Origin of the sequence: Promicromonospora iranensis (assembly GCF_028994805.1) — a bacterium.
GTDB lineage: Bacteria > Actinomycetota > Actinomycetes > Actinomycetales > Cellulomonadaceae > Promicromonospora > Promicromonospora iranensis.
The window spans coordinates 336,340-356,767 of record NZ_JAJQQP010000002.1 but is presented as its reverse complement, the minus strand read 5'-3'; the positions used below and the strand labels follow the sequence as shown (position 1 = coordinate 356,767).

The window sequence follows — 20,428 nt, the reverse complement described above, 5'->3', positions numbered from 1 at the left end:
AGCTCAGTGGGAGTGCTTGCTCGCCAGCTCGCGCAGCGTTGCGATCTCGGCCGGGACGTCCTCGGCCCCGTACACCGCCGAGCCCGCCACGAAGACGTTCGCGCCGGCGTCGGCCGCCCGCTCGATGGTCTCGCGGGACACTCCCCCGTCGACCTGGATCCAGACGTCGAGCCCGGACTCGCTCACGGCCTCCCGGGCGCGCCGGATCTTCGGCAGCGTGCCCTCGATGAAGGACTGCCCGCCGAACCCCGGCTCGACGGTCATGACGAGGATCATGTCGATCTCGGCGAGCAGGTCGAGGTAGGGCTCCACGGGCGTCGCCGGACGGAGCGCGACACCCGCCCGCGACCCGAGCTTCCGCAGCTCCCGCGCCAGGCGCACCGGGGCCTGCGCCGCCTCCGCGTGGAAGGTGACGGACGCCGCCCCGGCCTCGGCGAACGCGGGTGCCCACCGGTCCGGGTTCTCGATCATGAGGTGCGCGTCGAGCGGGATCGGCGACACTTTCGCGAGCCGCTCGAAGATCGGCAGGCCCAGCGTCAGGTTCGGCACGAAGTGGTTGTCCATGACGTCGACGTGCGCGTAGTCGGCGTCGGCGATCCGGCCGAGGTCGCGCTCCAGGTTCGCGAAGTCGGCGGACAGGATGCTCGGGGCGATGAGGGCTGCCATGATGCCAGCCTAGAGCGCGATTCCCTCGGGTTCCGAGCCGAAGGGCCCAACCCCGCACCGCTGCGCGGTTCCAACAGACCGGGAGCAAAGATGATCCCCGAAGTGAACTACTGGGCAGTGATCGTCGCCACGCTGTCGACGGTGGTCGTGGGCGCCGTCTGGTACACGCCCAAGGTGCTCGGCAACCGCTGGACGGAGCTGACGAGGGTCGGCCCGAAGTCTCCGAACCAGCCGACCGTCTGGCCGTTCGTCGTGGTGATCGTGGGTGGCTTCGTGACCGTCTGGGTGCTCGCCGGCGCCACCTACATCTCGTGGGAGTTCTACGAGGGCAGCTTCCTGACGGCCGCGATCGTGACCGCCGTCCTCCTCTGGGTCGGGTTCACCGTCGCCCGCGTCGCCATACACGATGCCTTCGAGGGCCGTCCGGCTGCCCTCACCACCATCAACCTGGGGCACGAGCTGGTCACCATCCTGGTCGTCGCCGTCATCATCGGGGTGTGGCCGCCGGCGGGTGTCTGACGGCAAGCGTTCTCTGGCGCGGCACCCCCTCGTGCCCACCGACGCTTTCGCCCCGCCGTGCTGCCGTGCGTGACAATCGCCCGCGTGGAAGAACTCCTGGGAATCACGCCGCTCGAGGCAGCGGCCGTCGCCGTCGCCACCGCTGGGATGTACGGGGCGCTCGTCGTGCTGGTCCGGCTGCTGGGCCAGCGCATGCTCGCAGGCCTGTCGACGTTCGACCTCGCAGCCATCATCGGCATCGGTTCGATCTTGGGCCGCGCGGCGCTCGGTGAGGCACCCCGGCTGGTCGGCGGACTTGTCGCGCTGGCCACCCTGGCCGCCTGCCAGGCGGCCGTTGGGCTGGTGCGTACCCGCGGCTGGGGCGCGCGTGCCGTCACCACGCGCCCGATGCTCCTCATGGCCGGCGAGACCGTCCTGGAGCGCAATCTCCGGCGTTGCCACGTCGTGCCGAGCGAGCTCGCCGCGAAACTACGCCAGGCCGGCATCCGCCATCCCCGGGAGGTGGCGATCGCGGTGCTGGAACCCTCGGGAACCATCAGCGTGCTGCGCACCGGCGAGCCCATCGATCCGTTGCTCCTGACGGGTGTCGACGGCGCCCACCTGGTCCCGCAGGAGCTGATCGCGCCTGCGCCTACGTCTACGACCTGAAGAAGTCGATGAGCGCACGAGCGATCCGGTCGGGTGCGTTCTCCATGGGGATGTGCCCCGCGTCCGGGATGCGCAGGAGCGTGGTCCGCGGCATCTCGGCGGCGAACCGCTCGGCGTACTCCACCCTCTGGAAGGCGTCGTCCTCGCCCCAGACCAGCAGCTTGGGCGTCGCGGACCGCCGCAGCGTGGGAAGCAGTTCCAGGGTGTAGCGGCTGTCGGCCGCGCCCGCCATGGCCATCCAGGAGCGGCGGACCCGGGCCTTCGTCCACGGCTCCAGATAGTCGGCGATCCGCTGCTCGATGGCGGCACCGGCGAGCGCCGCTGTCACGGTCTTCCGGCGGGCTGCGAGGATCTCGTCCCCGGTGGTCGCGGCGACGACGTCCGGATCCCGGAACCGGGCCACGCTGGGCACCGGCCAGGAGTCGTAGGTGACCGAGTTGGCCAGCGCGAACCGGGATACCTCCAGTCGGTCGTGGGCCAGGAGGTGCTGGGCGATGCCGCCACCGATGTCGTGACCAGCCAGGGCGATCGGCCCGGAGATCCGCAGCGCGGAGACGAACCTCGTCACCCATTCGGCGAGGGTCGGGACCGTGGCCGTCTCCAGGGTGAGCTCGCCTCCTGACCGGCCCAGCCCTGGGAGGTCGACGGCGATGGGCCGCAGCCCTGCCTCGGCGAGGTGGTCCAGCACCGGCAGCCAGACCCGGCTCCAGTAGGTGCCGTGCAGCAGCAGCACGGGCGGGCCGTCGTGCTCGACGGTCAGGTAGCTGGCGGCCTCGCCGTCGACCTGGACGGTTCTCCGCAGGACTCTTGTTGGGGTGATCTCGCTCATGGGACCACTGTGGCCGGGGCCGGCCGCTCGGCCGAGAGTCAAGAAAGACACCCATGGGTATATTTCTGCCATGGAACTGCACCGCGTCGTCGCCCTGCTCAACGAGCCGCAGTCGCCCTTCGAGCTCTCCTGTGCCGCCGAGGTCTTCGGCACCGCCCTGCCAGGGACGCCTGGCCGCTACAGCTTCCGGATCTGCGCCGAGCGTCCCGGCGCGCTGCGGACCACGATCGGCTATTCGCTGCTCGTCGACTCAGGGCTGGCGGCGCTGGAGGAGGCGGACACCGTCGTCCTCCCGGGCTGGCAGCCGCCGGGGGCGCGGGTGTCGCCGGCCGTCCTCGAGGCACTGCGGGCGGCCCACCGTCGCGGGACACGGGTCGTGGCCATCTGTACCGGTGCATTCGTCCTCGCGCAGGCCGGACTGCTCGACGGCCGACGGGCCACTACCCACTGGCGCAACGCCGCCCGGCTCGCTGCCGGCTTTCCGGACGTCGAGGTGGACGAGGACGTGCTCTACGTGGACCACGGCGACGTAGCGACCAGTGCGGGATCCGGTGCGGGCATCGACCTGTGTCTGCATCTCGTCCGTACCGACCACGGTGCGGCCTACGCTGCCCAGGTCGCCCGGAACATGGTCCTGCCGCCGCACCGGGAGGGCAGCCAGCTCCAGTACGCCACGCAGCCCGCACCGGCCAGGACCGACGAGTCCCTCGCGCCGCTGCTGGAGTGGGCAACCACCCGGCTCCACAGCCCGCTGACCCTCGACCGGCTCGCCGAGCGTGCGGGGCTGTCCAGCCGGACCCTCGCCCGGCGGTTCACCGAACAGCTCGGCACCAGCCCGGGACAGTGGCTGCTCGGCCGGCGGCTCGATGCGGCACGGGCGCTGCTGGAACAGACCGACCTACCGGTCGAGGCCATCGCGACCCGGGTCGGTCTCACCTCGGCGGTCAACCTACGACGCCGGTTCCGGGCGCACCTCGGCACCACACCCGGCGCCTACCGACGGACCTTCAGCGAGGTCTGAGGTCCCGGGCCACGGTTTCACCTGGCGATCCACTCGTTCCGGATGATCTTCTGCCGCTACGCTCTCGCGGTGGACAGTGGCGACAGCCTCGGAGATCTCGGCCGGCATGATCTCGGCGGGCACCTCAGGCACCGGCGGGCGAGGTGACTCGCCGCCAGAAGGAAGCCCGCAGGGCGATGGAGCGCCGCATCGCGGCTCAGGCGAACCAGTCGGCCCCGGGGAGAACTCTTGTGGAAAAGTTCCGCAACGGCGCCGCCAACATGCGAACCCATCTCTCCAAGACTTCGACGACGGAACTGTGGACCGGCACCATCGGGCTCCTCGTCTTCTGGATCCCCCTCGCCTGGTTCACCGCTGACCATCTCACCAAGCCCGTGATCCTCGACGCTCGCGGCGTCACCGTCGAGGCGGTCGTCGACTTCCGAGGCAGCGGCAGAACACCCCATCTCGACGTGCGCACGATCGAGGGTCCGCAGTTCTCGGTCCTGCTCCATCGCTTTCCTCCCCACCTCGAGGTCGGCGACCGGTTCGAGCTGACCTACGACCCGCAGCATCCGAACCGAGCGATCGCCGCGAGTACACCGTGGATCGACGGGGGGATCATCCTGTTCGCCGTTCTGGACCTGATCGTGCTGCCTCTCGGCCTTCTGGTCCTCCCGTTCTCCGCGGAGCTCTTCCGCCGCGCCCGGAAGCGCCCGGCGCCGGAGCACGGATCAGGCTCCCGAGGCATCGGGCCCACCTACACCGCGACGGTGCAGGACCTGCGCGACGACGCCGACACCCAGCCGCCCTTCCTGGCCTTCACCCTGTTCCTGCTCATCCCGGGTCTGCTCGTCCTGACCAGCGGGACCTTCGCCGTGGTCCAGGCCACACAGGCTGCCGCGCTCTACCAGCGCGGGGTGTCCGGTACCGCGGTCGTCGACCGTACGAACATGGTCTCCGGATGGGGCGAGTACGCCGACGTCAGCTTCGTCGCGCGTGCCGAGCCGCCTACCGCGACCGTCCATACGACGACCACGCACCTGACAGAGCCGCACTTCGAGGAAGAACGCATCAAGATCGTCTTCGACCCAGAGCATCCGGAGAACGTCATCGAAGCGGGAGCCGTCCCGTGGGGCTGGGCCGAGTGGAGCGCGCTCGCCGTCCTCGTCTCGTCCGGCGCGTTCGCTGCGGCGAGCATCCCAGCCGTCGTCCCGCGTCTCGTCCGCACCATCCGCCGCGACCGGCCGGCGAGCCGCCGGCCGGTCGAGCGTGACGACGTTGCTGGCCCCCGGTAGGGGCCAGGTCTTCGGAAGAGCGGCGCTACGCCTTGCGCCGCAGCAGCGTCAGGTGCATCGCGTCGGTGCCGTGCACGTGCGGCCAGAGCTGCACGTCGTCACGGTCCCCGAGCGGCATCTCGTCGGCGGCCTCGGCGCGCACCACCGACCGCAGCACGTCCGGCGTGTCGAGCCGCTCGACGTCGGAGCGCTTCTTCAGCACGTCCGACACGACGAGCTGCGTCTCGGCGAGGTGCGGCGAGCACGTCACGTAGGCCACCACTCCCCCGGGCCGGACGGCGTCCAGCGCGGAGGCGAGCAGCTCACGCTGCAACCCGGTGAGCGTGCCGAGGTCCGACGGCGTCCGCCGCCACCGACTCTCGGGCCGACGGCGCAGCGCGCCGAGCCCCGTGCACGGCGCGTCGACGAGCACGCGGTCATAGGCGCCCGGCTCGTCCGCGCCGACCTCACGTCCGTCACCGGTCCGCACCTCCTCGACCACGCCGTCGGGCAGCGCGGCCACCGCCTTCTCGACCAGGCGAGCGCGGTGCGGCGCCACCTCGTTGGCGACGAGCGTCGCCCCACGCCGCGCGGCCAGGGCGCCGAGCAGCGCCGACTTGCCGCCGGGTCCTGCACACAGGTCGAGCCAGCGCTCGTCCCGGCCCTCCAGGGACGCACCGGCCAGCGCGAGCGTGACGAGCTGCGAACCCTCGTCCTGCACACCGGCGAGGCCTTCCCTGACCGCGGGGATGCCGGACGGGTCCGAGGCCTCGAGCCGCAGCGCTGTGGGCGCCCAGCGGCCGGCGACCAGGTCGACGTCGCCCCAGGCGACCTCGTCCGAGGCGTCGACCAGGCCCGGCCGCGCGACCAGGGTCACCCGCGGTGAGACGTTGTCAGCGGCCAGCAGGTCGCCGATCTCGTCGGCGTCGCGCCCGTTGCCCGCCAGCGCCTCACGCAGGGCCCGGGCGATCCAGAGCGGGTGCGACTCGGTGGCCGCGAGGCCCGTCAGCGCGTCGGGCGCGTCCTTCGTGAGCACCGACAGCCACTCGTCGAGCGGACGCTCGGAGACCCGGCGCAGCACAGCGTTCACCATCTGGGCGGGGCCTGCGCCGACCCGGTTGCGCGCGAGCCCCACGGTCTCGGAGACCGCGGCGTGCACGGGCACCCGCATCCCGAGCACCTGGTGCGCGCCGAGGCGCAGGACGTCGAGCAGCGCAGGGTCCAGCCCGGGCAGCGGCCGGTCCACCAGGGTCGCGAGGATCGCGTCGTACCGGCCACGCAGACGCAGCGTGCCGTAGGTGAGCTCGGTCGCGAAGCCGGCGTCGCGACCGCGGATGTGCCGCTCGCGCAGGAGCGGGGGCAGCACGAGGTTCGCGTAGGCGTCCGACTCGTCGACCTCGCGCAGCACGTCGAACGCGGCCGTCCGGGCCGGGTCGGTGCGCTTACGGCGCTCCGACGGCGCCTGCGACGTACGTGACCGCTCGTCGCCCCGGGAGCGCGAGGCGGAGCGCTGGCGCCCGGAGGGATTGCGCCGTTCGTCGTCGATGCTCCGGCCGTCCCGCGAACCGCCTGCACCCTCGTAGCCACTCATGCCGACACCTCCGTGGAGTCGCTCGAGGCGCCCGTCGTAGACGGACCGGTCGCCGACGCACCGAGCACGAGGCCCGCCTCGACGAGCGAACGTCCGCCGCCGCGCGCCCAGTCGGGCGCAGCCATCGCCTTCTTGCCGACGGGCCGCACCTCACCCAGCGCCACGGCGTGCGTTGCCGTTCCGACCAGGACCTCGTGCTTCAGGGCACGCACCTCGCCGGGCCGCAGGTCGGTGACCTCCGGCCGCGGTGCGACCGGCCCGAGCCCCAGACGAGAGCCGTCCGGCAGCACGGTCCACGCGCCCGGTGCCGGCGTACAGCCCCGCACCAGACGGTCGACCGCGAGCGCCGGGTCCGTCCAGGTCACGCGTGCGTCGTCGGTGGTGAGCTTGGGGGCGACGGAGACGCCGTCGGCGGGCTGGGGCTGGGGCTGGAGGGCGCCGTCCTCGAGCGCGTCGAGGGTGGCGACGAGCAGCTCGGCGCCGGAGGTCGCGAGCCGGCCGAGGAGGTCGCCGGACGTGTCGGTGGGGCGGATGGTCTCGGTGGCCGTGCCGAGCACGGGGCCGGTGTCCATGCCCTCGTCGAGCAGGAACGTGGTGGCGCCCGTGACCTCGTCGCCGGCGATCACGGCACGCTGGACCGGCGCGGCGCCGCGCCAGGCGGGCAGCACCGAGAAGTGCAGGTTGATCCAGCCGAGGCGGGGTACCGCCAGGACGGCCGGGCGCAGGATGTGCCCGTAGGCGACGACCGGGGCCGCGTCGATCTCCAGGCCGCGCAGCCGCTCGACGAACTCGTCGCCGCGCGGGACGTCCGTGATGACGGGGATCCCGGCTTCCTCGGCGCGGGACCGCACCGGGCTCGGCGTGAGCTTGCGGCCGCGGCCCGACGGCGCGTCGGCGCGGGTCAGGACGGCCACCACGTCGTGGCGCGAGCCGATGAGGGCCTCGAGGGAGGCGACGGCGGGTTCAGGGGTTCCTGCGAAGAGAAGACGCACCTGGTCAGTTTAGGTGTGCGTCCTCTGCGGGGCCGCCTCGACCCCCTGGCTGCCCGACGTCGGATGGGTCACCCACCCTGCGGCGACTCTCGCTACTCGGCGACCGGGAGCCCCAGCCCACGCAGTTCCTTGCGGAGCGCCTCCGTGGTCGTGAACACCACGCCGTGGAACCCGACGTTGCGGGCGGCGTCCACGTTCACGTCCTTGTCGTCCACGAAGACCGTGCGGGACGGGTCGACGCCGAACCGTTCGACGACCAGCTCGAAGATGCGCCGGTCGGGCTTGGCCATGCCCTCGCGGCCGGACACGATGACGTCCTCCATCAGCCCGATCGCCGGCGCGGCGGGCTCGGCGCTGTGGAACGTCTCGGCCTGCCAGTTCGTCAGCCCGTACAGCCGTAGCCCGAGGCCCTTCAGCTCGGCCACCAGCTCCGCGGAACCCTCGATCGGTCCCGTGAGCGACAGCTCGTAGTGCTCGACGTACCGGCGCAGGTCCTCGACGAGGTCCGGACGGGTGCGACCCACACGTTCGATCAGCACGGAGTACGGCGTGCCGGCGTCGGCCGCGTGGTTGATCGTGTTGAAGTCCACCGCCTCGAAGAACGCCTCGATCTCGGCCCGGGGGCGGCCCACGTACGGGCCGTAGGGGTCCCAGCCGACCAGGACGTTCCCGAAGTCGTAGACGACCGTGTCGATGCCGGACGCTCTGCCGGCTTCCGGACGGGTCGTAGGGTCAGCACTGCTCACAGCATCTCCTTCGGGTCGAGCTGGACACGGACCGTCCCGCCCTCGCGGCGCGCGGAGCGGACGGCAAGGCTGGCCTTGAGCCTACGGGCGAGCTCGTCGCCCTGGGCGAGCGGGACACGCAGCACGGTCCGCACGGGCAGGTCCAGTGCCTGCACCCCGCCCGCTCCGCCCCGGCCACCCGACGGCGCTCCCGCGCCCCTGCCTGCAGGCCCGCGCCCGGTGGCGTCCGGGTCGACCTCGACCGGCCCCAGCACGCCCGAACCCGTCCCGGGATCCTCGCGCAGACCGACCCGCGCGACGACGGCGTCGACCGCCGTCCGGTCCCCGGTCACCGCGGCGACCCGTACCGCCGGTGGGAGGTGCAGCTCGGCCCGCTCGTCGAGCTCACGCTCCGCGAAACCGGCGGGGTCCCAGCGCACCAGGCCCTGCGTCGGACCGGGAGCACCGTCCCCGACGAGCAGCACCTGCCCGTCCGGCCGGACCAGCGACCCGGCCGCGAGCCAGCGGTGCAGCGCCTCGGTGCCCGCCGCGAGTCCGGTACCGCCTGTCATCACGGCGGCGTCGAGCAGCAGGGCCGTCCGGTACCCGGACTCGGCCACCGGCTCGGCGCCGGGCGTCGCGACGACGAGCGCGGGCGTGGCGGGGACGGCGTCGATCACTCCGCCCGGAGCCGAGGCCGACGACAGCCGCACCGGCACACCCGTGAACGCGCGCCCCAGCTCCTCGGCCGTGCGTGCCGAACCGACGCGGACCGACCGCAGCCCTGTCCAGCCGCACTCCTCGCAGCGCCACCCACCTGCCAGCCGGCCGCACCACGTGCACTGCGGTGCGCCGTCGGCGTGCGGCAGACCGAGCGGGCCGTGACAGTGACCGCAACGGGCCGCCACCCGGCAGCGCGAGCACGCCACGACCGGCAGGTATCCCGAGCGCGGGACCTGCACCAGCACGGGACCGTGCTCCAGGGCCTCCCGGGCGGCCCGCCACGCCGCGGACGGCAGCCGGGCGGCGGCAGCGGCACCGTCCCGCGCCAGCTCCACGGACGTCAGCGCCCGTACCCGCGGTGCGCGGGACCGCACCACGTCCCGGGCGGCCGCCAGCTCACGCGCCCAGCCGGAGGCCAGCAGTGCCTGCGCCTGCACCGTGCGCCCCGGCGAGCCCAGCAGGAACGCCGTGCCCTCCCGCTCCGCCCGCAGCGCCAGCACGTCGCGGGCATGCGGGTACGGGGAGTGCGGCTCGGCCAGGGTCTCCTCGCCGTCGCCCCAGAGGATTACCAGGCCGAGGTCCGCGACCGGCGCGAACATCGCCGCCCGGGTACCGACCACCACGTGCGCGGCACCCCGCAGGGCACGCAGGAACGCCCGGTAGCGGGGTGCCGGGCCGTCGTCCGCGAGGAGCCGCACGACATCGTCCGACCCCAGCCCTGCGACCTCCAGCGCCGTGGTCACCCGTGCCGCGTCCCGGGCGTCCGGCACGACCACGAGCGCCCCCCGACCGCCCGCGACGCACGCTCGCACGGCCTGCGCGACGGCAGCCGCCCAGTGCGGCGTGCCTGCGCCGGCTCCGCTCCCGGTGTCGGTGTCGGTGTCGGCGTCGGTCTCCGTGTCCGTGTCCGTGCCCACGCCCGGCAGGGCGGACCATACGGCGCGCGGCGCCTCGCCGGCCAGGATCCGGCGCAGGTAGGCCTCTCCCCCGCGGTAGGGGGCCCAGGCAGAGGTCTGCGGCGGCAGGGACGTGGCTCCGGAGGCCTCGACCGGCTCGACCAGCGGCTGGTCCGGCACATCGGCCGGCGCGGGCTCCTTCTCCACGCGTGCGTGCCGCGGCGGCAGCGCCAGGCGCAGCACGTCGGCGAGCGTGCCCGCGTAGCGGTGCGCGACGGCCTGGCACAGGTCCAGCACCTGCGGCGTGAGCACGCGCTCGCCGGACACCACCTTGCGCAGCGGGACGAGGCGGCCGTCGTGGTCGGAGGTCTCCTGACGGGCCACGACGTACCCGGCGACGTCCTGCCGCCCGAACCGCGCCTTGACGCGGACGCCGGGCTGGGCGTCGTCGGCCATGGTGACCGGGACGAGGTAGTCGTACGCCTGGTCGAGGTGCGCGGGCTGCAGGTCGAGCACGACGTGCGCCACCGGCAGCGTCTCGGTGATGGGGATGCCGTTGGTCTCGGCCTTGTCGAGCGGGTTCCGCGATCCGGACCGGCCACCCTTGCCACGCCCGCGAGCGGGCGCCGCGCCCACCTCGTCCAGCCCCAGCAGCGCGCCGTCCGGCAGCGTGTCCTGCTCCGTGTCCCCGTTCACGTCCCTATCCCACCACGCGTCACCGACATCCCGGAGCGCACGCCGGGATCGGCCGACCCACCCCGGACCAGGGTGGGTCGGCCGCCGTCAGAACAGGCTCAGGAGGTCGTCGACGCGGTCGGTGCGCTCCCACGTGAAGTTCGGCAGGTCGCGCCCGAAGTGACCGTAGGTCGACGTCGCGCGGTAGATGGGTCGCAGCAGGTCGAGGTCGCGCACGATGGCGGCCGGACGCAGGTCGAACACCTCGCGGATGGCGGCGGTGATCCGTTCGACGGGCACCGTCTCGGTACCGAAGGTCTCGACGTAGAGGCCGACGGGGTGCGCCTTGCCGATCGCGTAGGCGACCTGGGCCTCGCAGCGCCGCGCGAGCCCGGCCGCGACGACGTTCTTGGCCACCCAGCGCATGGCGTACGCGGCGGACCGGTCCACCTTCGAGGGGTCCTTGCCCGAGAACGCACCGCCACCGTGCCGTGCCATGCCACCGTAGGTGTCGACGATGATCTTGCGCCCCGTCAGGCCGGCGTCGCCCTGCGGCCCGCCGATGACGAACTTGCCGGTCGGGTTCACGAACTGCTTGGCGCCCGACCACTCGAGGCCGGCGGTCGCCAGCACGGGGGCGATCACGTGCTCGGCCACCTCGACGTGCAGCTTCTCCTGCTGGACGTCGGCGTCGTGCTGCGTGGAGAGCACCACCGTGTCGACGGCCACGGGGCGGTCGCCGTCGTACCCGACGGTGACCTGGGTCTTGCCGTCCGGGCGCAGGCCCAGCACCTCGCCCGACTTGCGGACGGCGGCCAGCCGCTCCGAGAGGCGGTGCGCCAGCCAGCCGGCCACGGGCATCAGGGAGGGCGTCTCGTCCGACGCGTAGCCGAACATGAGCCCCTGGTCCCCCGCGCCCTGGGCGTCCATGGGGTCGAGGTCGCTCGTGTCGTCCCGCATCTCGAGGGCCTTGTCGACGCCCTGCGCGATGTCGGGCGACTGCTGCCCGATCGACACGGAGACGCCGCACGAGTCGGCGTCGAACCCGATGGTGGAGGACGTGTAGCCGATCCCGCGCACCACGTCCCGCACGATCTGCGGGATCTCGACGTAGGCCTCGGTGGTGACCTCGCCCGCGACGTGCACCAGGCCGGTGGTGACCATGGTCTCCACCGCCACGCGCGACGCCGGGTCCTGTTCGAGGAGGGCGTCGAGGATCGCATCACTGATCTGGTCGCAGACCTTGTCCGGGTGACCCTCGGTCACGGACTCGGACGTGAACAGACGCAGCTCGCTCATGTGCCACAGCCTACGGTCTCGCACAGCGAACAGTCGATCCTGAAAGATGAGACGGCGATCACGACTGAGGATCGATCAGCACGGCGAGCCGGAGAACGGCTCACGGCAGCAGCTTGACGACGGCGTCCCAGACGGCGTCGGCGACCTCGCGCTTCGTCCCCGACGCGTGCCCGACGACGTCACCGGCACCGTCCAGGAGGGTGACCTCGTTGCTGTCGGTGCCGAACCCCCGCCCGGAGCCGACGGCGTTGACCGCGATCAGGTCCGCGCCCTTGCGGCGCGCCTTGGTGCGGCCGTGGTCCAGCACGCTGCCGGACGCGTCGCCGGTCTCGGCCGCGAAGCCCACCACCACCTGGTCGGAGCGGAGGCGTTCGTGCGCCAGCTCCGCCAGGATGTCCGGGTTCTCCACCAGCTCGATCGGCGCGGGCCCGTGGCCGGGCACCTTCTTGATCTTGGCGTCCGGCGTGGCGGCCGGCCGGAAGTCGGCGACCGCGGCGGCCATCACCACGACGTCCGCCTCGGTGCCCGCGGCGCGTACCGCGGAGCGCAGCTCGGCGGTGGACTCCACCGATACGACGGAGCAGGCGAGCCGGCCTGCCGCTCCACGCGCGGCGTCGACCTGGTCGGTCACGTCCTGGGCGAGGTTCGCCGCCACCAGCGTCACGTCGGCGCCGCGCGCGGCGGCCGCCTGCGCCAGGGCGACACCCTGCCGCCCACTGGACCGGTTGCCGATGAACCGGACGGGGTCGATGGGTTCCCGCGTGCCCCCCGCGGAGACGACGACGCGGCGTCCGGCCAGGTCCTGCGGGACAGCGCCGACCGACGAAGGATCAACCAGCGAGAGCGCCTCGCGCGCGATGTCCTCGGGCTCGGGCAGCCGCCCGGGACCGGTGTCCACACCGGTGAGCCGGCCCGACGCGGGCTCGATCACGTGCACGCCGCGCTCGCGCAGCGTCGCCACGTTCGACCGCGTCGCGGCGTGGTCCCACATCTCGGTGTGCATCGCGGGAGCGAGCACGACGGGGCAGCGGGCCGCCAGCAGCGTCGTGGTCAGCAGGTCGTCGGCGAGGCCGGCGACGGCCCGCGCCATGAAGTCGGCGGTCGCCGGGGCGACGATCACGAGGTCGGCGCCCTTGCCCAGCGCCACGTGCTGCACGCCGGGCACGTCGTCGAACACCTCGGTGCTGACGGGCTCGCCCGACAGCGCCTCGAAGGTCGGCGCGCCCACGAACTCGAGCGCGGAACGGGTCGGGATCACCCGTACGGCGTGCCCCTGCTCGCGCAACAGACGCAGCAGGAGCACCGCCTTGTACGCGGCGATCCCCCCGGTCACGCCGAGGAGGATCCTCATCGGTTCTCGCCCCTCGGCACGCTCGACGACACGCTCATCAGAAAGCCATCAGGAAGGTCCGTGACCGCGCGTCGAGGCCGGTCAGGCCGGGAACTCGGGCAGCGGCTGCTCGGCCTTGGCTGCCGCGGCGGCGTCGGCCTGCGCCTGGACCTCCGCCGGGTCGACCTCCTCGATCGTGAGGAGGCCCTGGGTGATCTCGCGCATCGCGATGGAGAGCGGCTTCTCCTGGTTGCGGGTCTCGACGAGCGGACCCACGTTCTCCAGCAGGCCCTCGTTGAGCTGCGAGTAGTAGGCGTTGATCTGACGGGCGCGCATGGACGCGTACAGCACGAGGCCGTACTTCGAGTCGATACGCTCGAGCAGCTCGTCGATCGGCGGGTCGGTGATGCCCTCGGGGGCGGCGACGGTTCCGGCCATGGTGAAGCTCCAGAAGTCTGAGGTACAGGGGGAAAGTCCGAGGGATGAGTCTACCTGGTCCATCGCTCGGAGGGGGGCAGCGCGAAACGCCCGTCGTCGGACGGGCGTGCGCACCGCGCGTTAGCCGGCGACCGGTGTGGTGGAACCCACACCCATGACGGAGACGAGCTCGTCCGTCGCGCGGTGCACGTCGTCGTTCACGATGGTGACGTCGAACTCCTTCTCCGCGGCGAGCTCGACCCGCGCGGTGGCGAGCCGGCGCTCACGCTCCTCGGAGTCCTCGGTACCGCGTCCGACGAGCCGGCGGACCAGCTCGTCGAAGCTCGGCGGAGCGAGGAAGACGAACCGGGCCTGCAGGCCCGACGCCGTCACCGCGTCGCGCACCTGGCGCGCGCCCTGGAGGTCGATCTCCAGGAGGACGGGCACCCCGGCGGCGAGCTTCTGCTCGACCGGCCGCCGTGGTGTCCCGTAACGGTTGCGACCGTGCACCACTGCCCATTCGAGCATCTCGTCGGCGGCGACCATACGGTCGAACTCCTCCGCTGACACGAACAGGTAGTGCACTCCGTCCACCTCGCCCGGGCGCGGCGACCGGGTGGTCGCCGACACGGAGAGCCAGACCTGCGGATAACGATCCCGCACATCGGCGGAGACCGTGCCCTTACCCACCGCGGTGGGGCCTGCGAGCACGGTCAGCCGTGCGGGTTGTGTCGTACTGATCTCAGCCAAACCTTTCGATGAGCGCCGCCGTCTGGTGCGGTCCGAGGCCTCGGACGCGGCGGGTCTCGGCGATCCCGATCTCTTCCATGATCGCCCTGGCCTTAACCTTACCGACCCCGGGCAGCGACTCGAGCAACTGGACGACCTTGAGCTTGCCGACGACGTCGTCCTGCTGGCCCTGCTCGATGACCTCCTTGAGGGAGCCCTGCGAGTACTTCAGCTTGTTCTTGATCTCTGCCCGAGCGCGTCGCGCCTCGGCAGCCTTCTCGAGTGCTGCCGAACGCTGCTCGGGTGTGAGGGGAGGTAGTGCCACGCAAGTCACCTACTCGTGTCTCGACCGGCCTCCTGGCTCGGACGTCCGGTCCTCGCTCGGGCTCGTGGCCCAAGTCCGTGACCTGGCCCGCGACCGGTCTGGTGTGAACTGCTGCATCGAAAGTAGCCACCGCCCCAGCGGTCGGCAATCGCAGAACGCCACTTCGTGAAAACTCATGCACATGCGCTTTTACGCATTTGGTACGTTCCACAACAAAACGCCCCCGATCCATAGGGATCGAGGGCGCTTTGTCCGAGGCGCGAGTTTCAGCCCCGCAGCGCGGTCTTCGCCTCCCGCGCGGCCGTTCGTGCGGCGCTCACCAGCCCGTCCGGGTCCGGTCCGGCAGCGAGCACCGCCCGGGACGACGACGCCAGGACGTTCCGCCGGGCGTCACCGAAGGTCGTGGCGAGCTCCCGCTCCCCCGCGCCCTGGGCGCCCACACCGGGCGCCAGCAGGGGGCCGTTCACGGCCACCAGGTCGGTCCCTGTGGCAGCGACGGCGTCACCGATCGTCGCGCCCACCACGAGGCCCACGGAGCCCATGGGCTCCGCACCCGCGTTGAGCACCGCGGCGCGCGCGGCCATGAGCGCCGCCACCGTGCCGCCCAGGGCGCCCTCCGGCCCTCCGGTGCGGGCGTGCTGCACCTCGAAGCCCTCCTTGTTGGAGGTGAGGCACAGCACGAACAGCCCGCGGCCCGTGGCCGCGGCCAGCTCCACGGCCGGCGCCAGGGAACCGAACCCGAGGTACGGCGACACCGTGAGGGCGTCCCCGGCCAGCGGCGAGCCCTCCGCGAGGAACGCCTCCGCGTAGGCACCCATCGTCGAGCCGATGTCGCCCCGCTTGGCGTCCACGATCGTCAGCGTGCCCGTGCTGCCCGTGCTTCCGGAACTGCCGGAGCCCGCCGCACGAGCCGCGGCGATGACCTCCTCCAGGACCGCCAGCCCGCGCGAGCCGTGCCGCTCGAAGAACGCCGCCTGCGGCTTGAACGCCGCGACCTTGCCGCCGAGCGCGTCCACGACGCGCAGCGAGAACTCGCGCAGCCCGTCGACGTCGTCCCGCAGGCCCCAGGCCTGAAGGAGCGACGCGTGCGGGTCGATGCCCACGCACAACGGGCCGTGCTCGTCCATCGCGGCCGCGAGCCGGGCGCCGAACGGCACGACGTCGCTCACGCGCTCGCCCCCGCCAGCTTGGCCGCCGCCAGGCGGGCCACCGTCGCGGCCTGGTGCTCCTGGAGGCTCGCCACCTCGAACGGGCCGGCGAGCACCGCCTCGATGCCCTGCACGGCGGCCGCGAGCTGGTCCACGGTCGTCGCGATCGGCTTGTCGGCCGCCGTCGTGGCGGCGCGGATCTCGTAGCCGTCAGCGCGGGCGCCCTGGCCGGAGGGCGAGTTCACGACGAGGTCGATCATGCCCTCGGTGATGAGGCCGACGACCGTGAGCTCGCCGTCCGGGCCGCGACCCTCGGTGTGCTTGCGCACCACCGTCGCCTCGATCCCGTTGCGGCGCAGCACGGTGGCGGTGCCCTCGGTCGCCAGGACCTTGAACCCGAGCTCCACCAGGCGCTTCACCGGGAAGACGACGTGCCGCTTGTCGCTGTCCGCCACCGACACGAACACGGTGCCCGACGTCGGCAGCCCGCCGAACGCCGCGGCCTGCGACTTCGCGAACGCGTGCGGGAAGTCCTTGTCGAAGCCCATGACCTCGCCGGTGGAGCGCATCTCCGGGCCGAGCACCGAGTCGACGACCAGGCCCTCCCGGGTACGGAACCGCTTGAACGGCAGCACCGCCTCCTTGACCGCCAGCGGGGCGCCCAGGTCGAGCGTCGCGCCGTCGTGCTCCGGGAGCATCCCCTCGGCCCGCAGGTCGGCGATCGAGTCCCCGACCATCACCCGAGCGGCCGCCTTGGCGAGCGGGGTGCCCGTCGCCTTGGAGACGAACGGCACGGTCCGCGACGCGCGCGGGTTGGCCTCCAGGACGTAGAGGACGTCGCTCACGAGCGCGTACTGGACGTTGAGCAGGCCCCGCACCCCGACACCCCGGGCGATGGCCTCGGTGGAGCGGCGGATGCGCGCGATCTCGGTCTCGCTCAGCGACACGGGGGGCAGCACGCAGGCCGAGTCGCCCGAGTGGATGCCGGCCTCCTCGATGTGCTCCATGACGCCGCCGAGGAACATCTCCTCGCCGTCGAACAGGGCGTCGACGTCGATCTCCATCGCGTCGTCGAGGAAGCGGTCGATGAGCAGCGGCGCGGCCAGCGTGCCGTGCGCCCCGGAGTCGGCGTGCGAGACGGCGGCCGCCTCCAGCGCGCGCTCCACGTACCCGGTCAGCTGGTCCTCGCTGTAGACGATCTCCATGCCGCGGCCGCCCAGCACGTACGACGGGCGCACCAGCACGGGGTAGCCGATGCGGTCCGCGATCTCGCGGGCCTGCGGGAGCGACCGTGCCGTGCCGAAGGCCGGGGCCGGGAGGCCCGCGTCGAGCAGGACCTGCCCGAAGATGCCGCGGTCCTCCGCGGCGTCGATGGCCTCGGGGCTGGTGCCCAGGATGGGCAGCCCGGCCTCGGCCAGGCGCCGGGCGAGGCCCAGCGGGGTCTGGCCGCCGAGCTGCACGATGATGCCCTTGACCGGCCCGGCCGCGAGCTCGGCCTGGTAGACCTCCAGCACGTCCTCGAAGGTCAGCGGCTCGAAGTAGAGGCGGTCGGACGTGTCGTAGTCCGTGGAGACCGTCTCCGGGTTGCAGTTGACCATGACGGTCTCGTACCGGTCCTTGAGCGCCAGGGTGGCGTGCACGCAGGAGTAGTCGAACTCGATGCCCTGCCCGATGCGGTTGGGCCCGGAGCCGAGGATGATCACCGCCTCGCGCTCGCGGGGTGCCACCTCGGTCTCGGAGTCGTAGCTCGAGTAGTGGTAGGGCGTCTTGGCGGCGAACTCGGCGGCGCACGTGTCCACGGTCTTGTAGACCGGGCGGACGCCCAGCGCGTACCGGATCTCGCGGACCGTGACCTCGCCCGAGGAGCTCATGCCGCGCAGGCGCGCGATCTGGGCGTCGGACAGCCCGTGCCGCTTGGCGTGGCGCAGCACGTCCTCGGTGAGCGTGGGCGACGCCGCGACCTCGGCGGCCACCTCGTTGACGAGCTGGATCTGGTCGAGGAACCAGGGGTCGATCTTGGTGGCGTCGAAGACCTGCTCGAGGGTGGTCCCACCGGTGGCGACCGCGCGCAGCGCCTGCTGGACACCGACCATGCGGCCCTCGGTGGGGCGCTGGATCTCCTGGAGGAGGGTGGCGAGCTCCTCGCCCGACGGGGCGTCGCCGTCCCAGTGGAACTGCACGCCGCCCTTGTCGATGGAGCGCAGGGCCTTGCCGAGCGCCTCGGTGAAGTTGCGGCCCAGCGCCATGGCCTCGCCCACGGACTTCATGGTCGTGGTGAGGGTGTCGTCGGCGGCGGGGAACTTCTCGAAGGCGAACCGCGGGACCTTGACCACCACGTAGTCGAGCGTGGGCTCGAAGCTCGCGGGGGTCACCTTCGTGATGTCGTTCGGGATCTCGTCGAGCGTGTAGCCGACGGCGAGCTTGGCGGCGATCTTCGCGATCGGGAAGCCCGTCGCCTTGGAGGCCAGCGCCGAGGAGCGGGACACGCGGGGGTTCATCTCGATGACGATGATGCGGCCGTCGGCGGGGTCGATGGCGAACTGGATGTTGCAGCCACCGGTGTCGACGCCGACCTCACGGATCACGGCGATGCCGATGTCGCGCAGCCTCTGGTACTCGCGGTCGGTCAGGGTCATCGCGGGGGCCACGGTCACGGAGTCGCCCGTGTGCACGCCCACCGGGTCGACGTTCTCGATCGAGCAGACCACCACGACGTTGTCGTCGCGGTCGCGCATGAGCTCCAGCTCGTACTCCTTCCACCCCAGGATGGACTCCTCCAGGAGCACCTCCGTGGTGGGCGAGTAGTGCAGGCCCTGCCCGACGATGCGGTGCAGGTCCGCCTCGTCGTAGGCCAGGCCGGAGCCGAGGCCGCCCATGGTGAAGGAGGGGCGCACGACCATCGGGTAGCCGAGGACCTCGGCCGCCTTGAGCGCCTCCTCGATGGAGTGCACGATCTCGGAGCGGGCCGACTCGCCGCCGCACTTCTCGACGACGTCCTTGAACTGCTGGCGGTCCTCGCCCTTCTGGATGGCGGGGATGTTGGCGCCGATGAGCTCGACGCCGTACTTCTCGAGCACTCCGGCCTCGTCGAGCGCGATGGCGGCGTTGAGCGCCGTCTGGCCACCGAGGGTGGGCAGCAGGGCGTCGGGGCGCTCCTTGGCGATGATCGTGGTCAGGACCTCGGTGGTGATGGGCTCCACGTACGTGGCGTCCGCGAACTCGGGGTCGGTCATGATCGTGGCCGGGTTCGAGTTGACCAGGATGACGCGCAGGCCCTCCTCGCGGAGCACCCGGCATGCCTGGGTGCCGGAGTAGTCGAACTCGCAGGCCTGGCCGATGACGATCGGGCCGGACCCGATGACGAGGACCGAGGAGATGTCGGAACGGCGAGGCATCAGTGGTTCTCCTTCAGAACAGGCGGCCAGGCCGCCGGGTTCGTCATGAGGCTGACGAACCGGTCGAACAGGTAGGCGGCGTCGTGCGGGCCGGCGGCCGCCTCGGGGTGGTACTGCACCGAGAAGGCGGGCAGGTCCAGGCACGTCAGGCCTTCGACCACCTGGTCGTTCAGGCCGACGTGGGAGACGACGACGCGGCCGTAGCGACCACCGTCGTGCGGCGCGCTCGAGCCTGCCTCGTCGAGCGGGGCGTCGACCGCGAAGCCGTGGTTGTGCGCGGTGACCTCCACCTTGCCGGTGGTGCGGTCCAGCACCGGCTGGTTGATGCCGCGGTGCCCGTAGCCGAGCTTGTAGGTGCCGTAACCGAGGGCCCGGCCCAGGAGCTGGTTGCCGAAGCAGATGCCGAAGAACGGGATCTTGCGGTCCAGGACGGCGCGCAGCAGCTCGACCTCGTGGCTGGACGCGCTCGGGTCGCCGGGGCCGTTGGAGAAGAACACACCGTGGGGCGTGCCGTCGCCGGGCAGGGCGGCCTCGATGTCCGCGATGGTGGACGACTGCGGCACGACGACGACGCGCACGCCGCGCTCGGCGAGGCGCACCGGCGTCATGGTCTTGATGCCGAGGTCGACGGCGACGACCGTGGCGACCGGGGTCTCGCCCTCGAACTCGCCCCTCGGCTCGACGGTGTACGCCTCGGTGGTGGAGACCTCGCGGGCCAGGTCGGCACCCGCCATCTGCGGGGAGGCCTGCACCTGCGCCACGAGCTCCTCGACGGGGCGCGGGTAGCCGTCGCGGACCAGGTCCTGGCCGGAGAAGATCCCGGCGCGCATCACGCCTTCCTCGCGCAGCCTGCGGGTCAGTGCGCGGGTGTCGACGTCGGAGATGCCGACGATGCCCTGGTCGGCGAGCTCCTCGCCGAGCGAGTGCTGGGCGCGCCAGCTCGACACGCGGCGCGCGGGGTCACGGACCACGTAGCCGGAGACCCAGATCTGGCCGGACTCCGGGTCCTCGTCGTTGACCCCGGTGTTGCCGATGTGGGGTGCCGTCATGACGACGATCTGCCGGTGGTAGGACGGGTCCGTCAGCGTCTCCTGGTACCCGGTCATCCCCGTGGAGAAGACGATCTCGCCGAACGTGGTCCCCGTCGCGCCGTACGCACGGCCGCGGTAGGTGGTGCCGTCCTCGAGGACCAGTGCTGCTGACGCGGCTGGGGCCGCGGCTGGGGACGTAGCGGGGTGTGTCAT

General features: G+C 72.3%; 18 protein-coding genes. 4 read left to right on the top strand and 14 right to left on the bottom strand.

Translation table 11 applies throughout. From position 1 onward, the window contains the following. Nucleotides 1–3: 3 nt before the first annotated feature. The gene (gene rpe / locus LUM46_RS04145; protein WP_274992454.1) at nucleotides 4–666 is read right to left on the bottom strand and encodes a ribulose-phosphate 3-epimerase; all 663 of its coding nucleotides are present in this window, start codon (nucleotides 664–666) and stop codon (nucleotides 4–6) included. 90 nt (nucleotides 667–756) lie between these two features. On the opposite strand from rpe, the gene LUM46_RS04140 reads away from it, so the two are divergent. Then, nucleotides 757–1,185, top strand: coding sequence for a DUF1761 domain-containing protein (locus LUM46_RS04140; protein WP_274992453.1), 429 nt, complete (start codon nucleotides 757–759; stop codon nucleotides 1,183–1,185). A gap of 84 nt (nucleotides 1,186–1,269) precedes the next feature. Next, on the top strand, nucleotides 1,270–1,833 hold the full coding sequence (locus LUM46_RS04135; RefSeq protein ID WP_274992452.1) for a DUF421 domain-containing protein: 564 nt from the start codon (nucleotides 1,270–1,272) through the stop codon (nucleotides 1,831–1,833). Here LUM46_RS04135 and LUM46_RS04130 read toward each other — a convergent pair. After that, nucleotides 1,823–2,662: an alpha/beta fold hydrolase gene (locus tag LUM46_RS04130; protein ID WP_274992451.1), complete on the bottom strand. Its 840-nt coding sequence runs from the start codon at nucleotides 2,660–2,662 to the stop codon at nucleotides 1,823–1,825. The two genes, LUM46_RS04135 and LUM46_RS04130, sit on opposite strands and share 11 nt — an antisense overlap. Nucleotides 2,663–2,732: 70 nt before the next feature. On the opposite strand from LUM46_RS04130, the gene LUM46_RS04125 reads away from it, so the two are divergent. Together LUM46_RS04125 and LUM46_RS04120 are read left to right on the top strand one after the other, a co-directional pair. Continuing rightward, nucleotides 2,733–3,683: a helix-turn-helix domain-containing protein gene (locus tag LUM46_RS04125; protein ID WP_274992450.1), complete on the top strand. Its 951-nt coding sequence runs from the start codon at nucleotides 2,733–2,735 to the stop codon at nucleotides 3,681–3,683. 176 nt (nucleotides 3,684–3,859) lie between these two features. Continuing rightward, nucleotides 3,860–4,960 carry a DUF3592 domain-containing protein gene (locus LUM46_RS04120; protein ID WP_274992449.1) on the top strand — a complete coding sequence of 367 codons (1,101 nt, stop codon included), beginning with the start codon at nucleotides 3,860–3,862 and terminating at the stop codon, nucleotides 4,958–4,960. Nucleotides 4,961–4,985: 25 nt separating this feature from the next. On the opposite strand, the gene LUM46_RS04115 is transcribed toward LUM46_RS04120, so the two are convergent. The 12 genes from LUM46_RS04115 to carA all read right to left on the bottom strand — a co-directional run bounded on the left by LUM46_RS04115 (nucleotide 4,986) and on the right by carA (nucleotide 20,428). Continuing rightward, entirely contained in the window at nucleotides 4,986–6,530 is a 1,545-nt protein-coding gene (locus LUM46_RS04115) for an RsmB/NOP family class I SAM-dependent RNA methyltransferase (protein ID WP_274992448.1), read from the bottom strand. Continuing rightward, nucleotides 6,527–7,522: a methionyl-tRNA formyltransferase gene (gene fmt / locus LUM46_RS04110; protein WP_274992447.1), complete on the bottom strand. Its 996-nt coding sequence runs from the start codon at nucleotides 7,520–7,522 to the stop codon at nucleotides 6,527–6,529. Before fmt ends, LUM46_RS04115 begins: the two co-directional genes overlap by 4 nt. A gap of 92 nt (nucleotides 7,523–7,614) precedes the next feature. Then, on the bottom strand, nucleotides 7,615–8,268 hold the full coding sequence (locus LUM46_RS04105) for an HAD family hydrolase (protein WP_274992446.1): 654 nt from the start codon (nucleotides 8,266–8,268) through the stop codon (nucleotides 7,615–7,617). Further along, entirely contained in the window at nucleotides 8,265–10,562 is a 2,298-nt protein-coding gene (locus LUM46_RS04100) for a primosomal protein N' (RefSeq protein WP_274992445.1), read from the bottom strand. Before LUM46_RS04100 ends, LUM46_RS04105 begins: the two co-directional genes overlap by 4 nt. Before the next feature lie 87 nt (nucleotides 10,563–10,649). After that, entirely contained in the window at nucleotides 10,650–11,840 is a 1,191-nt protein-coding gene (metK, locus tag LUM46_RS04095) for a methionine adenosyltransferase (protein WP_274992444.1), read from the bottom strand. A gap of 100 nt (nucleotides 11,841–11,940) precedes the next feature. Beyond that, nucleotides 11,941–13,191, bottom strand: a complete 1,251-nt coding sequence (coaBC, locus tag LUM46_RS04090; RefSeq protein ID WP_274992443.1) for a bifunctional phosphopantothenoylcysteine decarboxylase/phosphopantothenate--cysteine ligase CoaBC — start codon at nucleotides 13,189–13,191, stop codon at nucleotides 11,941–11,943. Between the two features lie 81 nt (nucleotides 13,192–13,272). Continuing rightward, nucleotides 13,273–13,608, bottom strand: a complete 336-nt coding sequence (gene rpoZ, locus LUM46_RS04085) for a DNA-directed RNA polymerase subunit omega (protein WP_129788923.1) — start codon at nucleotides 13,606–13,608, stop codon at nucleotides 13,273–13,275. Between the two features lie 120 nt (nucleotides 13,609–13,728). Continuing rightward, entirely contained in the window at nucleotides 13,729–14,328 is a 600-nt protein-coding gene (gene gmk / locus LUM46_RS04080; RefSeq protein ID WP_374726993.1) for a guanylate kinase, read from the bottom strand. A 1-nt stretch (nucleotide 14,329) separates the two neighbouring features. Further along, nucleotides 14,330–14,641: an integration host factor, actinobacterial type gene (mihF, locus tag LUM46_RS04075; RefSeq protein ID WP_274992441.1), complete on the bottom strand. Its 312-nt coding sequence runs from the start codon at nucleotides 14,639–14,641 to the stop codon at nucleotides 14,330–14,332. A 266-nt stretch (nucleotides 14,642–14,907) separates the two neighbouring features. After that, the gene (gene pyrF, locus LUM46_RS04070; protein WP_274992440.1) at nucleotides 14,908–15,810 is read right to left on the bottom strand and encodes an orotidine-5'-phosphate decarboxylase; all 903 of its coding nucleotides are present in this window, start codon (nucleotides 15,808–15,810) and stop codon (nucleotides 14,908–14,910) included. Continuing rightward, a complete protein-coding gene (gene carB, locus LUM46_RS04065) occupies nucleotides 15,807–19,184 on the bottom strand; it encodes a carbamoyl-phosphate synthase large subunit (protein WP_274992439.1) in 3,378 nt (1,125 codons plus the stop codon). The genes pyrF and carB overlap by 4 nt, the downstream gene beginning before the upstream one ends. Continuing rightward, complete coding sequence (carA, locus tag LUM46_RS04060) at nucleotides 19,184–20,428, bottom strand: glutamine-hydrolyzing carbamoyl-phosphate synthase small subunit (protein WP_274992657.1); 1,245 nt, start codon at nucleotides 20,426–20,428, stop codon at nucleotides 19,184–19,186. The genes carB and carA overlap by 1 nt, the downstream gene beginning before the upstream one ends.